The following is a 15,893-nucleotide window of genomic DNA, read 5'->3' as shown; positions in this document are numbered from 1 at the left end:
ACAAAAAGCAATTATTAAAAGCGCGCGTACTATTAAAAGCGAATGTGCCAGTTGTTGTGACAACATAGTGCATATGGTAATAGTGCGTAAGGGAGTTGTATTTGCTTATAAAAGCTACCTCGTTGTGCTTAGATAATAAAATCTGTAATACAGCCTGTCCTTATATTTGATAATGTGTATCTATCAACTCGATTGTATAAATACTTATGAGTGTAGGTACTGCTCTTTATAGCGTTATTACATTTATATTCTGTACCTCATGGAACGCTATTTTTTGTGATTGCGTACTTTTGCACGTTCGTTCAAAGCGACTGATATTGACTGATAGTGAGTAGTAATACCAATGATAACGTTATCCATGTTTCAAGAGCATTTGTCTTCTACTGTACCATTGCCAGTATCGTCAAATCGATCAGTAAACGGTCAAGAGCGTTACTTAGTCAAGCTACTTACCACGCTACCATCACAAACGCCTGAGGAGCAATACCAGCATTTAGAGAGTGTACTCATAGCATTACGAGAAGCTCATATAGATGAAGATCAGCGTCTCAAGTTGATGGCATCAGTACTTGACGCTTCAATTCGATTGATTGCTGCTTTACGGCAACAGTATATTTATGAGACAGGGGTTTTCGATGAGGTTCAGCTAGGCTATGTCGCACAAACCAAGTCGTTACATTATCTCATCATCATGGTCTATGATAGGATCATACGCCAACAAGATTCAGAGCCTAATACTGGGTCTAAACGCTCTTTGGGAAATGGCTGGCAGCGTTATTTCAATAATAAGAAATCTTCTAATACGTTTGCTATTGCTATTTACCAGTCTTTGTCCAGCTATCAAAAAATACTGGCAGAAGAGGTACTCTGCTATCGACCACCAGCAAGTTATCTGTGGTCAAAAATAAATCAGCTGTATCATCTGGCCTATCAGCACCGCATAACCGATATTGATTTGGGTATAGACGCGGCTGTCCCTCATGCAAACAATATCTATCAGCTATATTGTCAAATCTGTTTACACAGTCTGCTAAACCTACGCGGTATGCGTCGCACCAACATTTTGCTAGTGCAACGTTTTTTGCCTGAATGGGCAAAGCACATGGTCGCGACAACAGAGCCTACCACCAGAACACGCGTATTTGTTGATTTGGAAGCTCATTACCCACCAAGCTATCTCACGGCCAACTCCGAGATAAACCCTTATGAAGAACATCGCACTTGTCTGTTCTTAGAGCTGGCACCGATGATTGAGTATTTTGATTCACGCAAGCAGGCTCTACTTGGAGATAGTAGTGCAGCGTTAGAGTACGGTTTGCTCAATACAATCGCATCAACAGTCAGTTATCGTTACTTACAGCCTCCGCTTACTTTGCCTACCAAATATAGCAAAAAACAAGAAGTGCTATTGGTCACAGGTTTTAATGATATTCATTACCGTGTGGGCGATTTCAACAGCTTTGCTAATTTGGTCTCAATAAAAGAGTTAGCAGAGGAAGAGAGACCTCGTTATGACACATTTGGTAAAGAGCAAAATAGCAACAATCCGTTAAATATTAGAGTATTTGATAGCCATGATCACCTTTCACTGTTTCGTGCGCTGCAACTGTTGCCAGAAGCAGATGGGCCCGAAAAAGAGAATGCTGATAGCCCTGATCAAGTGATAGCTGAAGATGACACTTCTAGAAATGCACCGCCACTATTACATCTCATGCGTTTGTTTTTGATTTGCCACTCTACGGCAACAGAACAAACTGACTGGTCAATAGGTGTCGTGCGCTGGACGAATCTTGATAGCAAAGCCCCAATCATAGAATGGCAAGTGCTCGGACATAAACTTGTGGCTTGTGGCTTGCGTCTAGAGGGTAGAGAGCTACGAAACCGTCACTTTGTACCTGCATTTATCTTGGGTAGGGATGAGCAACTAAAAACCACGAGTACGCTCATCGTACCGCCTTCTTACTTTCAGAACAATGACCGAGTCGTTATGCGTATTGGTAGTAAGCAAACGCCATTACGCTTGGGAAACAAGATACTGATGACTGATGAGTTTAGTCAGTATGAGATAGTTCAGTTGTAGCCTACGGTATTTTTGTCAAAAAGCAGACACATGTTGATATGTGGAGGTTTTGGAGGGTTTCTTCGCAGAATCCTAATAAACAAGAAAGGTCATAAGTTAATCTGCAGCTTGCCGAGTTATTGTCTATAATGATGGATATTGTTATTCTAATTGATACCCTATTTAATGTAACCAAAATTAGTTAACCAAGCGTATTATACAGAGCAAGGCTCAGTTATTATTATGATAATCGCCAAGCTTAGTGTTTTCTGTGCTAGGTTTATTTTTGGAAAAGGTGTCAGGTTATTAGAAATAATAGATAAAAATACGTCCATAAGATTAAAAGGCTTCCTATGCGCACTCAGTCTACCTTAAACTTGTTAGTTATCAATGATGATCAGCTTTACGCGGAACGTCTTGTGCAATTGCTTAGCGGTTATTATGACAGTGTGAACTTAGGATTTTTAGACGATAAAGAAGAGTTGTTAAAAGTACTACGTCAACAGTGGGACGTTCTCGTATTTGGCAAAGCCTATGATATGAGCTTTACGGATGTGGTGAGTATCGTACAAGAGCAAAGTATCGATTTGCCAATGATTTGCTTAGTGAATGAAGAGACGGCAGCAGCGGTCTCTAATGATGAAGGGCTACCTGCTGTTGTTAGTGGCACGATGATTAAAGCGCTTAGGTTTGATCAAGAGCTGCCAGTAGTTATGGCTATCTGTCTGCAGCACAGTAACTTGCGCAGTCGCCGTACGCTAAAAACCTTACGCCAAGTGCTCTCCGAATCAGAACAGCGTGCCAATGTTTTGATTAAGAACTCAAAAAGTGCCGTTGCTTATATCGATGAAGGCATCCACATCTATGCCAACGACCCGTATCTGCAACTATTTGGCTTTAAATCGATGAATGATGTCGTTGGTGTGCCAGTAATTGATTTGATTTCGGGTGGTAGTAATGTCAAAGGTTTCAAACAATTTTTGCGTCAGTTTGATAAAGGCAGTCGCAAAGATGTAGAGTTTAACTTTGAGAGTGTACGTACTGATGGCAGCACCTTTGAAGCAAAGCTACAAATGGCTTCAGCGACACTTGAGGGTGAGCCGGTCACTCAGATTATCATTCAACAAAACCAGAGTAACAGTGCAGAGGTTGCTAAGCGCTTAGCTGAAGCTGAGCGCACAGATAATCTGACAGGTCTTGATAACCGACGCGGCTTTGAGGAGCAAATGGTGGTAATACACCAGCAAGCGACTCAAGGGGAGCTGACAGCAGGGCTGCTGTATGTGCAACTCGATAGCGTTGGTAAGATTAGAAGCAGTCTTGGTTTGAAAGGGATTGATGCAACCGTCAAACAAGTGGCTTATATGTTAGATGAGCTCATACCTGATGGGCACGTCAGCCGATTTAGTGATACTGCATTTATGATACTGGTCAAAAATAAAAGTACCGCTGATCTTGAAAAGCTCGCAGCACATATTGGCTCTCGTATCAGTGAGATGCTCATCGAAGTCGATAAGCGTACGACCAGTACGACCGTCAGTATCGCAGTGGTCAAAATCGAGAAAAATACCGCTGAGCCTACCATTGTACTTGAGCGTGCCATGGAAACCATCAACCATATTATGGTAGAAACCTCTAATCATGGCGGTACCTATCATATATACGATCCAAGCGAACACGCCAACAGTGATGACCATGCGCTTGCTGAATCGTTAGTTGACGCTATCACTAACAACCGTTTTGAGCTGTCATTTCAACCAATCTATGATATTGATCGGGATCGCAGTGACTTTTTTGAAGTGTATCTACGCCTGCCGCTCTCCGATGCCGAAAACACCGTATTGACACCAGATCAATTTATGACTGTGGCCAAGAGCCACAACCTACTAGAAAAGATAGATCGCTGGGTACTTATTAACGCCTGCAAAAAAATCAATGATGTACGCAAGCACCATCCTGAAGCCAGACTGTTGATACAGCTGACGAGTGCAACCTTGGTCGATAAAAAACTACCCAACGTTGCAAGCCAGTTGATCAAGGCAGTAGGCGGTGCCGCCGGTGTATTAACATTACAATTCAATGAAAAAGACATCGTTGATCACCTAACTGTAGCCAAATCTCAGTTCTCCGCTCTGAGTGAAGTTGATTGCCAAATGGGCATTAACAACTTCGGATCTTCTGCCAAATCTATCGAAATTGCCAGTTTGGTACAGCCAGATATGGTGCGTCTGGCGCGCAGTTACGTACAAGATATCAATTCAGCAGATAACTTAGATACTGTCAAATCACTCATCACAAGTACCAACGAGGTGAAAGTGGATGTGTTGATGCCTTATATCGAAGAGGCAGCGACCATGTCGGTTGCATGGAGTGTTGGTGCGCGCTATCTACAAGGGTACTACTTAGAAGAGCCTAGTCAGACGATAAAACTAGAAAGCCATGCAGCAAGTTAAAAAGTTGTGATGCTAAAGTTGTAATGACATAGACTCTTTATCACTGACATTTACCAACCAAAGATTGCCCAAATGCCACTTATTAGTAAATATCAAATAAGCAGTCTTTTTGCCACTGTTTTGTTGCTTACCGCTTGTGAGAGCAGTATTCCGCCTGACCATCGAGACCCAGTAACCCTACCTTTATATACAAAAGGTGATGTTAAAAATGGCTTGGTGGTTTACAAAGAGGCATGCGGTCAATGCCATCAGCTCAATGCAGGTCTGAATAAAAAAGGCCCACAGCTCATGAATGTATATGGTGCGCCAGCTGCCGAACTAAAAGATTATGACTATAGCAAAGGACTAGAGTCATCAGGGTGGGTATGGGATGCCAAAACGCTTGACCCTTATATTGCGGATGCACAAAAAGCCATACCAAACTCAAAAATGCTATCTGACCCTATGCCAGATGCCAAAGAGCGTGCAGACGTCATTGCTTATCTATCTACCCTCCGCGCTGAGCCTCCAGCAGCTGCAGAGGATACAAACTGATGCTAACTGTTGAACGTTATGACATAAAAATGAGCCGATAACTGACTATGACCCAGACCGCGAACGATATATCATCATCCAACTCTCAAAAAACAGCAGCGACGCCTAATCAGTCCATGCCGACTACTGCTGACTTTCAATATAATCAGCAAAAAATTGCACAGCTGATGACCCAGTTGAATCAAATCGTATTGGACAAGCCTCAAGCCGTTAAACTTGCACTCAGTGGTATCTTGGCAGGTGGGCATCTGTTATTACAAGATTTGCCGGGCATGGGTAAAACAACGCTGGCTCAAGGATTGGCTCAGCTATTAGGGCTGAGCTTCAGCCGCGTGCAGTTCACTAATGACATGCTACCTGCTGATATCTTAGGTATGAGCATCTACGACCAAAGTAAACAACGCTTTGAGTTCCGTCCTGGGCCTGTCTTTACCCAGCTATTACTCGCTGATGAGATCAATCGCTCTAGTCCTAAAACGCAAAGTGCGCTACTCGAAGCAATGGAAGAGCGACAAGTGACTCAAGATGGTCAAACGTATCCATTACCGCGACCGTTTTTTGTCATTGCCACTCAAAACCCATTACAGCAAGCAGGTGTCTATCCACTCCCTGAATCACAGCTAGATAGGTTCTTATTATGTTTATCACTAGGTTACCCTTCTCCTATGGCAGAGCGTGAGCTGCTAAGAGGTCAAGATCGTCGCGAGCTACTAAAAGATTTAGATGCAGTACTTGATACTGACGCGGTACTGATGGCTCAGCAAGGTGTTAGACAAGTGTATGTGGCAGATGTTGTGTTGGATTATTTACAAAGGCTCGTTGCAAAAACTCGAGCAAGCCAGGAATATCATGGACTATCACCGCGTGGCGTACTGTCGCTACAGCGTGCTGCCCAAGCTCATGCCTATGTATCGGGGCATATGGAGGTGGTACCTGAAGACATCCAAGCGGTGTTTGCAGCCGTAGTGGATCATCGTCTGGGCCAGCGCTTCGTGCCTGCACATGTGAGCGGTGGACAGGCAACCAAAACGATCGCACAGCGTATATTGGCAGAAGTGTCAGTTACTGTTTAACTGTCCATACTGTAGCTCGAGCAGTGGCTACAACAAATGGCTACATTCGTCGGTTGAAGACGAGTATCACAGTCAATCACATGGCAAGAGTAGGGTAGTCATGAGCTTTTTACCAAAGGCCTTAACCGTACCAATCAAGTCAGCACTGAGCCGTTGGTTTGCTTCTCGTGCACCCAAAAACGATAGTGCCATCCTCAATCTACGCAATGTTTATATTTTTTTTAGCCGTGAAGGCATGCTATTTGCTGTGCTATTAGTGATCACCTTTATTGCGGGTGTCAATTATGGCAACAACTTGGTGCTAGGCTTATGTTTTTATCTGGTCAGTGTCTGGCTGATTAGCTTCCATGTGACTTTTGCGCACATATCCGGTCTACATATTCGTCTATTAGACGTTACGATGACTCAGGCAGGTAGTCCTGCTTGGATAACGTTACAGTTAGATAGCAAGAGTCGTCAACCACGCAGGCAGCTGCTATTTGAATTTGAGACATCTGCTGATCGTCAAGATAAAGCAGATACGAATGATCAAAATGCTATCCTTATTACCAGGCTACAAGGTGAGCAAGTCATAAGGCTACCCGTGCAAACGAGCAACCGTGGTCAATTTGAGTTACCACGGTTGACCATCAAAACCGTTTATCCTTTGGGTATCATGCGGGCATGGTCTTATGTCTATTTTGCGCGTAAAGCTTGGGTATACCCCAAACCTGAAGCCTTTGATTGGCAAGCTCAGTATGCAGTTGCAAGCATGGAGGATTTGCCAACAGGCAGTCAGTATAGGCAAGGGCAAGACGACTTTGAGCGCCTAGATAATTATATAGAAGGGGAGTCATTGGCGCGTGTCTCTTGGAGTCACGTAGCACGGGGCCAAGGAATGTTTACCAAGCATTTTGCAGATCCTGTCGGTCATGAGCAGACATTAGATTATGCAGATATGCCAGCTGCGCATCATGAACAAAAACTGGCGCAACTGGCTCATGGAGCGTTAACGCTCGGTCAGCTCGGTGTGCCCTTTCAAATGCGTTTACCCAGTGATGCTCCTGCTACCGCAGTGATGGGTGACGGTGAGGTTTTTGCGCAAGCGTGCTTGCTAAGGTTAGCGAAAGCACCATGACCCAATTTAAGCAACCTCCAGCGACTGATGCTACAGACATGGCAAGTTTTGAGCAGTTGTCACTTGGGTCTCGCACCCGAGCGAAAAATAGTACTCAAACGCTCCACCGCGTAGCAGATAACAAAAAATGGTATCGGCAGCTGCTGGCATTACCAGCGTACTACTGGGTCCTAATCGCTCAAGTGGCAGTCATACTACCGCATGCTGCTCACTTGCCGTTGTGGTTAATAGGGTTTGCTGTTGTCAGTATTGTTGGGCAATTGCCACGTATCAAAAGACGATTCAAAAAACTATCTCATCTAAAGCGTGTCTATCAAGGCATGCAAATGCTAGGTTTTTTGCTGGGGTTGGTCGGTCTGTGGCTGACTTATAACACCGCTTTTGGTTTGGATATGGGCGTTGCATTTTTGGTGCTATGTTTGGTCAGTAAACTTTGGGAGTTGTACAAGCGCCGTGATGCTTACGTGGTGCTGAATTTATCATTATTTGTGTTGGCTGCTTTATTTTTGATGGATCAAGGCTTGATTACCACGCTAGAGGTCATCATTGGTGCGATCATCGTCTTATTGGCATTTATCGCGCTCAACGATGATAGTAATACTCGCGGTGATGGACGCATACGCACCTTGGGGGTATTAGGTATTGGCGCGTTACCTTTATTGGTAGTGCTGTTTTTATTTTTCCCGAGATTGCCGCCGCTGTGGTCCGTACAGTTGTCAGGTCAGCAAGCGATTACAGGGGTCTCTGATAGCATGTCACCTGGTGATTTTGCTAATTTAGGTCAGTCGACCGAGCTGGCTTTTCGCGTAGAGTTTGCAGATGAGCGTCCACCGCAGCAGCAGCTTTACTGGCGCGGTTTGGTATTTAGTGATTTTGATGGGGTAACTTGGCGTCCAAGCCCTCAGGCAAGCCAGTGGTCAGTAAGATCACAACCACCTATATGGATCCAGAATGCTTTTGCTACTGTTCCTGAACAAGTGCAAGCAGCACCTACTCAATATCAAGTTATCCTAGAACCTACACAACAAAACTGGTTGTTTGGACTAGATTATCCTTTCTCTCAGCAACCAGATATCAACATCACGTCCAACTTTACGTTATCCAAAGACCAGCCGGTGACGCAACAGCTTCGCTACGATGTAGTGCAGTTTGCGCCGATGCGTATAGATTCAGTGTTAGCAGAGGCATCCCGGCGCTCGAACCTTGCGCTGCCTAATGAAGGTAATCCGCAGGCACGCGCGCTTGCTAAGCAGTTGTTTGCGCAGTCAGGCTCAGATCCGGTGCGCTATATGGCTGCTATCGAGCGCTGGATCAATCAGACAGAGTTTCGCTATACTTTATCGCCGCCGCCACTGAATACTAATCGTATCGATGAGTTTTTGTTTGAGACCAAAGCAGGGTTTTGCGAGCACTATTCTTCAAGCTTTACCTTTATGATGCGGGCAGCTGGTATTCCTGCGCGAGTAGTAGCAGGCTATCAAGGCGGTGAGCCGAGTCGTAATGGGAATGTCTGGGAAGTGCGTCAAATGGATGCACATGCATGGACTGAGGTATGGCTTGAGGGTCAAGGCTGGGTGCGTGTGGATCCGACGGCATTTGTCGCACCTGAGCGTGTTGAGCAGGGTATGAATACGATGACCCAGCAGCAAGGGGCCGCCATGTTTGGCAGTGGTGCTAGTGCTCAAATCAGCTATCAGCAGTATCAAATGCTACAGACATTAAGGCGCTTATCAGACCAAGCAAGCTATTACTGGCAAAAAGATGTCGTTGGCTATGATCAAGACAAGCAGGCAGACTCGCTATTAAAATGGTTCAATATCAGCTCAATCACGCAGCAAATCATTTGGTTAGCAGCCAGTGCTGTTATTATTATGGCAGTCTTAGTATTTATCATATGGCAGCGCCGCCGCAAACGCTTGCATCCAGCGGACTTGCCACTTGCACAGCTCTCAAAACGTGTGGGTAAACGTGATCAATCGCTGGCTCGAGAGGACAGTGAGGGGCAACTGGCGTGGCTAGAGCGTTTGGCTACTGCTATTGATAGTCGGCTTGACGGTAACACTCATCATGCAACAAGTAAGTTAACAGACAGTGAAAACCCGATAACGATTCAGTCCAAGCTCATTGAAATTAGACAAGACTACCGTCAGTTACGCTATGGACGCTTGAGTACCTTTGATACCAGTCATAGCGAGTATCAAAAAACACTCCAGAAAATCAAAAAAAACGTACGTGAATTACTCTAAGGTTTTTGGGTTTGGTGTCACTGATTTACTTGTGATTAGAACTGCTCATTCCAATTTTAGAGCAGTACACGATGCAGTATGCTAATTCAGTAAATAAGTAAGAGATTGAAATATGGCAATATATGTAGATTTTGTGCAGATACCATTTAAAGGCTATAAATGGTGCCATATGCTTGCGGACAGCCTGCAAGAGCTGCATGATTTTGCGGCACTGATCGAGGTGGATGCGCGTTTATTCCACCGTAATGCCAGCTATCCTCATTATGATATTACGGTACAAATGCGCGAAACGGCTATTGCCCAAGGCGCTATTGCTGCCGATAGGAAAAAAATTATTGAGTGTGCCAAAAAGTTAAAAGTAGAACTTAATGACCAGATAAGGTGATCTGGTCATCGTTCATTTCGATTTTTTGAATCAATCGCTAGCGCTTTTGCCAAATTAAGTGAATAGCGACGTGTCTTATTTTACGGCTGCCGTGCTGATGGCATTGAGTGCTTTTGAGATATTGGCAATCTCAGTATCGCAGCCTTTGATATTATGACGTGTCTTAAGATAGTCAGGGTTGTTGTATGACAACCATACCTGGTTATCAGCATCTTCACTAATGAGGATTTTTTGTGGTAAATCAATAGCAACGGTCTGTTCACAGTTCATCAAGGGTGTACCTGCTTTAGGGTTCCCAAACATAATGACTTGTGTGGGTCGCAATGACAGATCGACACTTTGCGCATTTTTTTGATGATCAACGCGTGCAAATACTTTCATACCTTTGCTTTCGATAACTGAGACCAGTTTATCAGCAGTAGCTTGGACAGAGTGATTGCTCTGTAAAGTGACCAAGCCTTTTTCGGCATTCATAGACATCGTGGTTTTGGTCATAGCGCCTGTAGTATCTGTGTTATCTAATAGCGTATTGATACTGGCGCAGGATGATACGGCGATTGCTAGAGCAGTGATAGAGATGATTTTTATCATAGTTATATCCTTTTAGGTTATCCATAAGTGAGTAACATCGAATAGTCATTGTGCGTAATCAATTTGGTTATTGCAACACACCTTCATAGATGACTAAACCAGCTGCTCTGCTAAATAATCAACCAATAATCTAATCTTTGGTGATAGATGACGGTTGTGTGGATAGACGGCCCAAATGTTTTCTTTGGGTTCTCTATAATCATCAAGTAAGCTCACTAGCTCACCAGATGCAAGATACTTTTGTACATAGTAGTCAGGCAACTGTACGATACCAAGCCCTTTTAGGGCTGCGTCAACCAGACTATAGCCGCTATTATATTGTACGGTACCAGAGACGCGCAGGTTTTTTTCTTTACCTGCATCCTCACTGACACGTGGGTCAGTATCTATAAAGTGCCAGTAATCTCGAGTGCCAAGTAAGCAATTATGCTGACTGAGATCATTGAGCACTGTTGGTATCCCATGTTTATCAAGATAAGCAGGCGCTGCACAGACAAAGTTGGTACGCTGGCTGAGTTTTTTTGCCATCATGGTTGAGTCGTTTAATTTGCCAATACGAATGGCCAAATCATAACCCCCTTCAATCAAATCGATTTTTTGATTACTCAACAAAGCGCTCACTTCAATATCTTGATACTGCACCATAAAATCATTGATGAGTGGTAATAACTGCTGCTCGCCATAAGTCACAGGTGCAGTTAGTTTGATCTTGCCCTGAGGCTTGGATTGTAAATTACTTACTGCTTGCTCAGCGGCATCTAGCCCATCGAGTACACCGCGACAATGCTGATAAAAGACGCGACCTTCTTCGGTAAGTGAGACCCTGCGCGTGGTTCGATAGAGCAGTTTGATATTCAAACGCTGCTCTAAAGCGCTGATTTGCCGACTAACTTGAGCAGTTGAGATGCCAAGCGTTTTTGCCCCTTGTGTAAAGCTCTCGTACTCTGCCACATAAACAAACTCACTGATTCCTTCCCAGTGCATGATTATTACCAATATGTAAAAGATATTTGCAAATATAGCATATTGTTATCTATTTAGAGATAAATATAATGATTAACAACAATGTATAGAGATGGTGCTTTCCTTTTATAGAAGCTTGCCTATAGACAGCAGGCAAGATAAGCTCAATCTATCTTTAGTCGTCTCAGCGATGACAGTCGTAGCTATCAAGCCGAGTAGATAATCGGATGAAATAATGAAAAAGGGTGACGGTGATGATGGTTTGCTAAGTCTGCATTACGCCGCAACCCACAAATAACAATCAACTAAAAGAGAGACTCCTATGTCAGATAAATTTATCAAATCCAAAGCCGCCATCGCCTGGGCACCAAATGAGCCACTATCTATCGAAGAAGTGGACGTGATGCTACCGCGTAAAGGTGAAGTGCTGGTCAAAATCGTCGCAAGCGGCGTCTGTCATACAGATGCGTTCACCTTATCTGGTGAAGATCCAGAAGGCGTATTCCCTGCGATTTTGGGTCATGAAGGTGGTGGTATCGTTGAGCAAGTTGGCGAAGGTGTGACTAGCGTAGAAGTTGGCGACCATGTTATTCCGTTATACACAGCAGAGTGCGGCGTTTGTAAGATGTGCCGCTCAGGCAAAACCAACCTTTGCTCTGCGGTTCGCGAGACTCAAGGCAAGGGCCTGATGCCAGATGGTACCACGCGTTTTTACAAAGACGGCGAGCCTATTTACCACTACATGGGCTGCTCAACGTTCTCTGAATATACGGTGCTGCCAGAGATTTCTTTGGCTAAAGTTAATAAAGAAGCACCATTAGAAGAAGTTTGCTTGCTTGGTTGCGGTGTGACCACTGGCATGGGCGCAGTCATGAATACGGCAAAAGTCGAAGAGGGCGCAACAGTGGCTATCTTTGGTCTGGGCGGTATCGGACTATCGGCGGTAATTGGCGCTGCAATGGCAAAAGCCCAACGCATCATTGCCATTGATATCAACGAGAGCAAGTTTGAACTGGCCAAAAAGCTAGGCGCAACTGATTGCATTAACCCGAAAGATTACGATAAGCCGATTCAGGAAGTCATCCTTGAGCTAACCGATGGTGGGGTTGATTATTCATTTGAATGTATCGGCAATGTCGATGTCATGCGTTCGGCACTAGAGTGCTGTCACAAAGGCTGGGGCGAGTCAATCATCATCGGTGTCGCTGGTGCTGGGCAAGAAATCTCAACGCGTCCATTCCAGTTAGTGACAGGTCGCGTCTGGAAAGGGTCAGCATTCGGCGGTGTCAAAGGTCGCACAGAACTACCAGGGTATGTCGAGCGTTACCTTGCGGGCGAAATCCCATTGCAGGATTTCATTACGCATACAATGCCAATAGAAGATGTCAACGAAGCGTTTGACTTGATGCATAAAGGTGAGAGCATCCGTACGGTTGTCAATTTTTAAGCGTCGCTACTGATGATGATATCAGAATCAAGTTTTTAACTTGACGACTGCATAATAAAAAAGCTGCTTCGATATTGAAGCAGCTTTTTCGTATGTTATTTCTAAACACAGGCTCTTAGCTTAGTGTATCAAGTGTTCTGCTGGCTAATGATTTGGTCCGCTAGTGTCAACAAATCTGCTGCGGTCAGATCTGGTACGGGTACATTTGGTGCGCTCAGCATCTCATTGTAAGGGCGCGTCAAAAAAGCACCTCGGCAGCCTGCTGCTTGGGCACCGATGGTATCCCAAAGGTGACAAGCAACTAGGCACAAGTCTGAGGTGTCAACAGCAAGCGTATCAGCTACCATCTGGTAGGTCTCAGGTGCTGGCTTGAACTTACTAACGGTTTCAACGCTGAAATGCTGTTCAAAGAACTGGCTTAGCCCTGCTTTTTCTAACGGCGTAGGAGACGGGCTACTCGCTGAGTTGGTGAGTGTCACCAGTCGGAGTCCTGCCTCGCGCAAACGTGTAAGGGCAGGCGCCGCATCAGGATGAGCAGGCAGCGCGCTCATTCTTTCTTTGAACTCATTGATATCGTTGTCTGTTAGCGTCACTTGTCTGATATCAGCCACCATCTGCAATGCGCCAACACCAATCTCGCCAAAAGGCGCATACAGACCAGAGAGTGTCATTGTCTGAGAGTACAACACCAGCTGAGCAAACCATTCGCGCAATACTATTTGCTTGCCAAAAACTCGCGTAAAAAATGGCGTAAGCGTATCGATATCCAGTAGCGTTTCATTGACATCGAACACGATAATCGAAGGAAAGTGTTTAGAAGACATAAAGTATCCCTTTTTATAATGATTTTTTATAACGACAAGTGATTTACTCAGCCATGTTAGCCAGTTGCTCTAAGATACTGACATAGTTCTCGACACCTTGAGCACCACTGACCAGATGACGCTCATTAAAGATGATCGCTGGTACACTTTGGATGCCCTGTTGTTGCCAGTGTTGTTCTTCTGCTCGTACTTCTTTTGCGAAAAACTGACCTTCTAATACCGCTAACGCTTCACTTTTATCAAGACCAGTCTCTGCTGCAATATCAGCAAGTACATGGATGTCTGAGATGTCTCTATTGTTAGTAAAGTGCGCGGTAAACAACGCTTGTTTTAAGTCATGCATGCTGCCTTGTTGATCTGCAAAATGCAGAAGCTGATGCAAATTAAAGGTATTGTGCATGCGCGTGTCGTCATTGAAGTTGAACTCAAAACCAACCTCACGACCAGCTTCGGTCATTCTGACTCGGCTCGCATCTGACTCTTGTTTGGTCGAGCCATACTTTTCGATGATGTGCTCGCGTAAGTTTTGACCCTCGTCTGGCATATTTGGGTTCAGCTCAAACGGATGCCAGTGGATAGTGTGTTCTGTATTGGTTTGCTCAAGTGCTGCTGCCAGTTGACGATAGCCAATGACACACCATGGGCAGACGACGTCAGAGACGATGTCTATACGGAGCGTGTTTTCTGATGGTTTCATAAGTCCTCGCGGGGATTTTTATTGGTATGTTGTTTGATAGTGCGATGACAGGGCTATAAGGGACAGTTGTCTAGGTAGCCCTGCTCACTGCAAGATAAGTCAGTTTATACTAAGAGAATGATCGAGTGATTACAATGTATCCTCTGCAGCCAGCGTTACCACTTAGGTAGCTTAATTGTAACTGTCACCAATGATACAAATGAGTCTTTTGCAAACTCTGACTGGTGTCTAAGATGGTTTAAAGTATTAATAATAAAGCATATGAAAAATTAACCCATTTATCACGGTCATAAAAAAGGTGGTTGTCTGAGATGATCTTATATATGAGCAATGACAACTGATAACGTAGGCTAACAAATAAACCACGTTAATATCGGATACCTAATCAATAATAGAGCTCTAACCACAAATAAAATTTTAATTATAGGAGTCATATATGAAAAGCATCACTGAAGCAATGAGATGGCGTTACAGCACCAAAGAATTTGATACCGATAAAAAAATATCAGCAGAAGACTTTCAGAGTTTAAAGGACATTTTGCGACTCAGTCCGTCAAGCACTAATATTCAGCCTTGGCATTTTGTGATTGCTGATGATGAAGCTGGCAAAGCTCGAGTCGCCAAAGGCACTGAAGGTATGTATGAGTTTAATGATGCCAAAGTAAAAGATGCTTCGCACGTCATCGTATTCTGTAGCCGTGTCTATGCTGATGATGAGTTTTTACAGGAAATATTAGATAAAGAAGATAGTGATGGTCGCTTTGCAGAACCAAAATTCAGAGAGCAAATGCATCAAACGCGCAAAATGTTCTTGGATATTCGCCGTTATGAGCAAAAGGATGAGCCGCATTGGTTGATCGAACAGCTCTATCTCAATATGGGTGCACTGCTACTGGGCGCTGCTACTTTGGGTATTGATGCTGTGCCGATGGAAGGCGCAGATTTAAAAGCGCTTGATGAAGAGTTTGAATTACGTAGTAAAGGCTATACAGCCGTTGCCGTCATCTCGCTTGGTTACCGTAGTGAAGATGATTTCAATGCTGAGTTGCCCAAATCTCGCTTTGCCGAAGAGACCATTATCACAAAGGCTTAGTTTATAGTATTTTGTTCGCAACTTGTTTGCGACCACTATTCTAAATTAGTTTTTTAAGAGCCCTATAAGTTTTCGTTTATGGGGCTTTTTTTTATCAAAATTTATTGAATCTGCTGTCTTTTTCTAAGAACGTATTGCTCGCATCACAAAGTACATTGTCAGATTATCAAGCCTGAATTTGAGTACTTATAGACAACAACCAACCTATATTAGGCATCAATAGGTGGTTAATTATAGTTGATGCAAATGATTATTAATTACCCTGCAGCTATTGGTAATGCTCGCTTACAGAACTTGCTACGGTTTAAAAACTACACTGTAATAACTACAAAGTAAAAACAAAACAAGTTTTTTGGTACGTCATAATGGATTTATTGTCGCTATAGCTACAAGGCGATCTTTTCACCCATT

13 protein-coding genes are annotated in these 15,893 nt (G+C 44.0%); 9 read left to right on the top strand and 4 right to left on the bottom strand.

All coding sequences use genetic code 11. The annotated features are described in order from the left end of the window. The first annotated feature begins 358 nt into the window (after nt 1-358). From AC5JPT_RS06500 to AC5JPT_RS06470, 7 genes are all read left to right on the top strand, one after another. Nucleotides 359-2,080 (top strand): cyclic-di-GMP receptor FimW-related protein, encoded by a 1,722-nt coding sequence (locus AC5JPT_RS06500; protein WP_493857530.1) that lies wholly within the window; start codon nt 359-361, stop codon nt 2,078-2,080. Between the two features lie 332 nt (nt 2,081-2,412). Then, complete coding sequence (locus tag AC5JPT_RS06495) at nt 2,413-4,512, top strand: EAL domain-containing protein (RefSeq protein ID WP_443525861.1); 2,100 nt, start codon at nt 2,413-2,415, stop codon at nt 4,510-4,512. A 72-nt stretch (nt 4,513-4,584) separates the two neighbouring features. Continuing rightward, nucleotides 4,585-5,046: a c-type cytochrome gene (locus tag AC5JPT_RS06490; RefSeq protein WP_493857529.1), complete on the top strand. Its 462-nt coding sequence runs from the start codon at nt 4,585-4,587 to the stop codon at nt 5,044-5,046. 116 nt (nt 5,047-5,162) lie between these two features. Then, nucleotides 5,163-6,119, top strand: coding sequence for an AAA family ATPase (locus AC5JPT_RS06485; protein ID WP_493844402.1), 957 nt, complete (start codon nt 5,163-5,165; stop codon nt 6,117-6,119). Nucleotides 6,120-6,219: 100 nt separating this feature from the next. Beyond that, the gene (locus AC5JPT_RS06480; protein WP_493857528.1) at nt 6,220-7,236 is read left to right on the top strand and encodes a hypothetical protein; all 1,017 of its coding nucleotides are present in this window, start codon (nt 6,220-6,222) and stop codon (nt 7,234-7,236) included. Beyond that, nucleotides 7,233-9,482, top strand: a complete 2,250-nt coding sequence (locus AC5JPT_RS06475) for a transglutaminase TgpA family protein (RefSeq protein WP_493857527.1) — start codon at nt 7,233-7,235, stop codon at nt 9,480-9,482. The genes AC5JPT_RS06480 and AC5JPT_RS06475 overlap by 4 nt, the downstream gene beginning before the upstream one ends. Nucleotides 9,483-9,594: 112 nt before the next feature. Further along, nucleotides 9,595-9,867, top strand: a complete 273-nt coding sequence (locus tag AC5JPT_RS06470) for a DUF4031 domain-containing protein (RefSeq protein WP_493842653.1) — start codon at nt 9,595-9,597, stop codon at nt 9,865-9,867. 75 nt (nt 9,868-9,942) lie between these two features. Here AC5JPT_RS06470 and AC5JPT_RS06465 read toward each other — a convergent pair whose 3' ends face one another. Both AC5JPT_RS06465 and AC5JPT_RS06460 read right to left on the bottom strand, forming a co-directional pair. Beyond that, on the bottom strand, nt 9,943-10,458 hold the full coding sequence (locus AC5JPT_RS06465; protein WP_493857526.1) for a DUF302 domain-containing protein: 516 nt from the start codon (nt 10,456-10,458) through the stop codon (nt 9,943-9,945). Between the two features lie 93 nt (nt 10,459-10,551). Next, the gene (locus AC5JPT_RS06460) at nt 10,552-11,442 is read right to left on the bottom strand and encodes a LysR family transcriptional regulator (RefSeq protein WP_493857525.1); all 891 of its coding nucleotides are present in this window, start codon (nt 11,440-11,442) and stop codon (nt 10,552-10,554) included. 316 nt (nt 11,443-11,758) lie between these two features. Here AC5JPT_RS06460 and AC5JPT_RS06455 point away from each other — a divergent pair, with 316 nt between their 5' ends. Beyond that, nucleotides 11,759-12,868 carry an S-(hydroxymethyl)glutathione dehydrogenase/class III alcohol dehydrogenase gene (locus AC5JPT_RS06455; RefSeq protein ID WP_493858440.1) on the top strand — a complete coding sequence of 370 codons (1,110 nt, stop codon included), beginning with the start codon at nt 11,759-11,761 and terminating at the stop codon, nt 12,866-12,868. 128 nt (nt 12,869-12,996) lie between these two features. On the opposite strand, the gene AC5JPT_RS06450 is transcribed toward AC5JPT_RS06455, so the two are convergent. Both AC5JPT_RS06450 and AC5JPT_RS06445 read right to left on the bottom strand, forming a co-directional pair. Beyond that, a complete protein-coding gene (locus AC5JPT_RS06450) occupies nt 12,997-13,692 on the bottom strand; it encodes a haloacid dehalogenase type II (protein ID WP_493857524.1) in 696 nt (231 codons plus the stop codon). A gap of 43 nt (nt 13,693-13,735) precedes the next feature. Then, a complete protein-coding gene (locus tag AC5JPT_RS06445) occupies nt 13,736-14,389 on the bottom strand; it encodes a DsbA family oxidoreductase (protein ID WP_319051329.1) in 654 nt (217 codons plus the stop codon). A 436-nt stretch (nt 14,390-14,825) separates the two neighbouring features. On the opposite strand from AC5JPT_RS06445, the gene nfsB reads away from it, so the two are divergent. Then, a complete protein-coding gene (nfsB, locus tag AC5JPT_RS06440; RefSeq protein WP_319051328.1) occupies nt 14,826-15,482 on the top strand; it encodes an oxygen-insensitive NAD(P)H nitroreductase in 657 nt (218 codons plus the stop codon). Nucleotides 15,483-15,893: the final 411 nt, after the last annotated feature.

Source organism: Psychrobacter sp. H26, from assembly GCF_059073035.1.
Note: the sequence above shows the minus strand (reverse complement) of the source record. Positions and strands in the feature narration are given on the sequence as shown.

Bases quoted from the DNA above. Each gene is read 5' to 3' on its own strand.
- AC5JPT_RS06490 (WP_493857529.1), top strand. From the start codon at position 4,585: ATGCCACTTATTAGTAAATATCAAATAAGCAGTCTTTTTGCCACTGTT.
- AC5JPT_RS06445 (WP_319051329.1), bottom strand. From the start codon at position 14,389: ATGAAACCATCAGAAAACACGCTCCGTATAGACATCGTCTCTGACGTC.
- nfsB (WP_319051328.1), top strand. From the start codon at position 14,826: ATGAAAAGCATCACTGAAGCAATGAGATGGCGTTACAGCACCAAAGAA.
- AC5JPT_RS06485 (WP_493844402.1), top strand. From the start codon at position 5,163: ATGCCGACTACTGCTGACTTTCAATATAATCAGCAAAAAATTGCACAG.
- AC5JPT_RS06500 (WP_493857530.1), top strand. From the start codon at position 359: ATGTTTCAAGAGCATTTGTCTTCTACTGTACCATTGCCAGTATCGTCA.
- AC5JPT_RS06460 (WP_493857525.1), bottom strand. From the start codon at position 11,442: ATGCACTGGGAAGGAATCAGTGAGTTTGTTTATGTGGCAGAGTACGAG.
- AC5JPT_RS06450 (WP_493857524.1), bottom strand. From the start codon at position 13,692: ATGTCTTCTAAACACTTTCCTTCGATTATCGTGTTCGATGTCAATGAA.
- AC5JPT_RS06465 (WP_493857526.1), bottom strand. From the start codon at position 10,458: ATGATAAAAATCATCTCTATCACTGCTCTAGCAATCGCCGTATCATCC.
- AC5JPT_RS06470 (WP_493842653.1), top strand. From the start codon at position 9,595: ATGGCAATATATGTAGATTTTGTGCAGATACCATTTAAAGGCTATAAA.
- AC5JPT_RS06475 (WP_493857527.1), top strand. From the start codon at position 7,233: ATGACCCAATTTAAGCAACCTCCAGCGACTGATGCTACAGACATGGCA.
- AC5JPT_RS06495 (WP_443525861.1), top strand. From the start codon at position 2,413: ATGCGCACTCAGTCTACCTTAAACTTGTTAGTTATCAATGATGATCAG.
- AC5JPT_RS06480 (WP_493857528.1), top strand. From the start codon at position 6,220: ATGAGCTTTTTACCAAAGGCCTTAACCGTACCAATCAAGTCAGCACTG.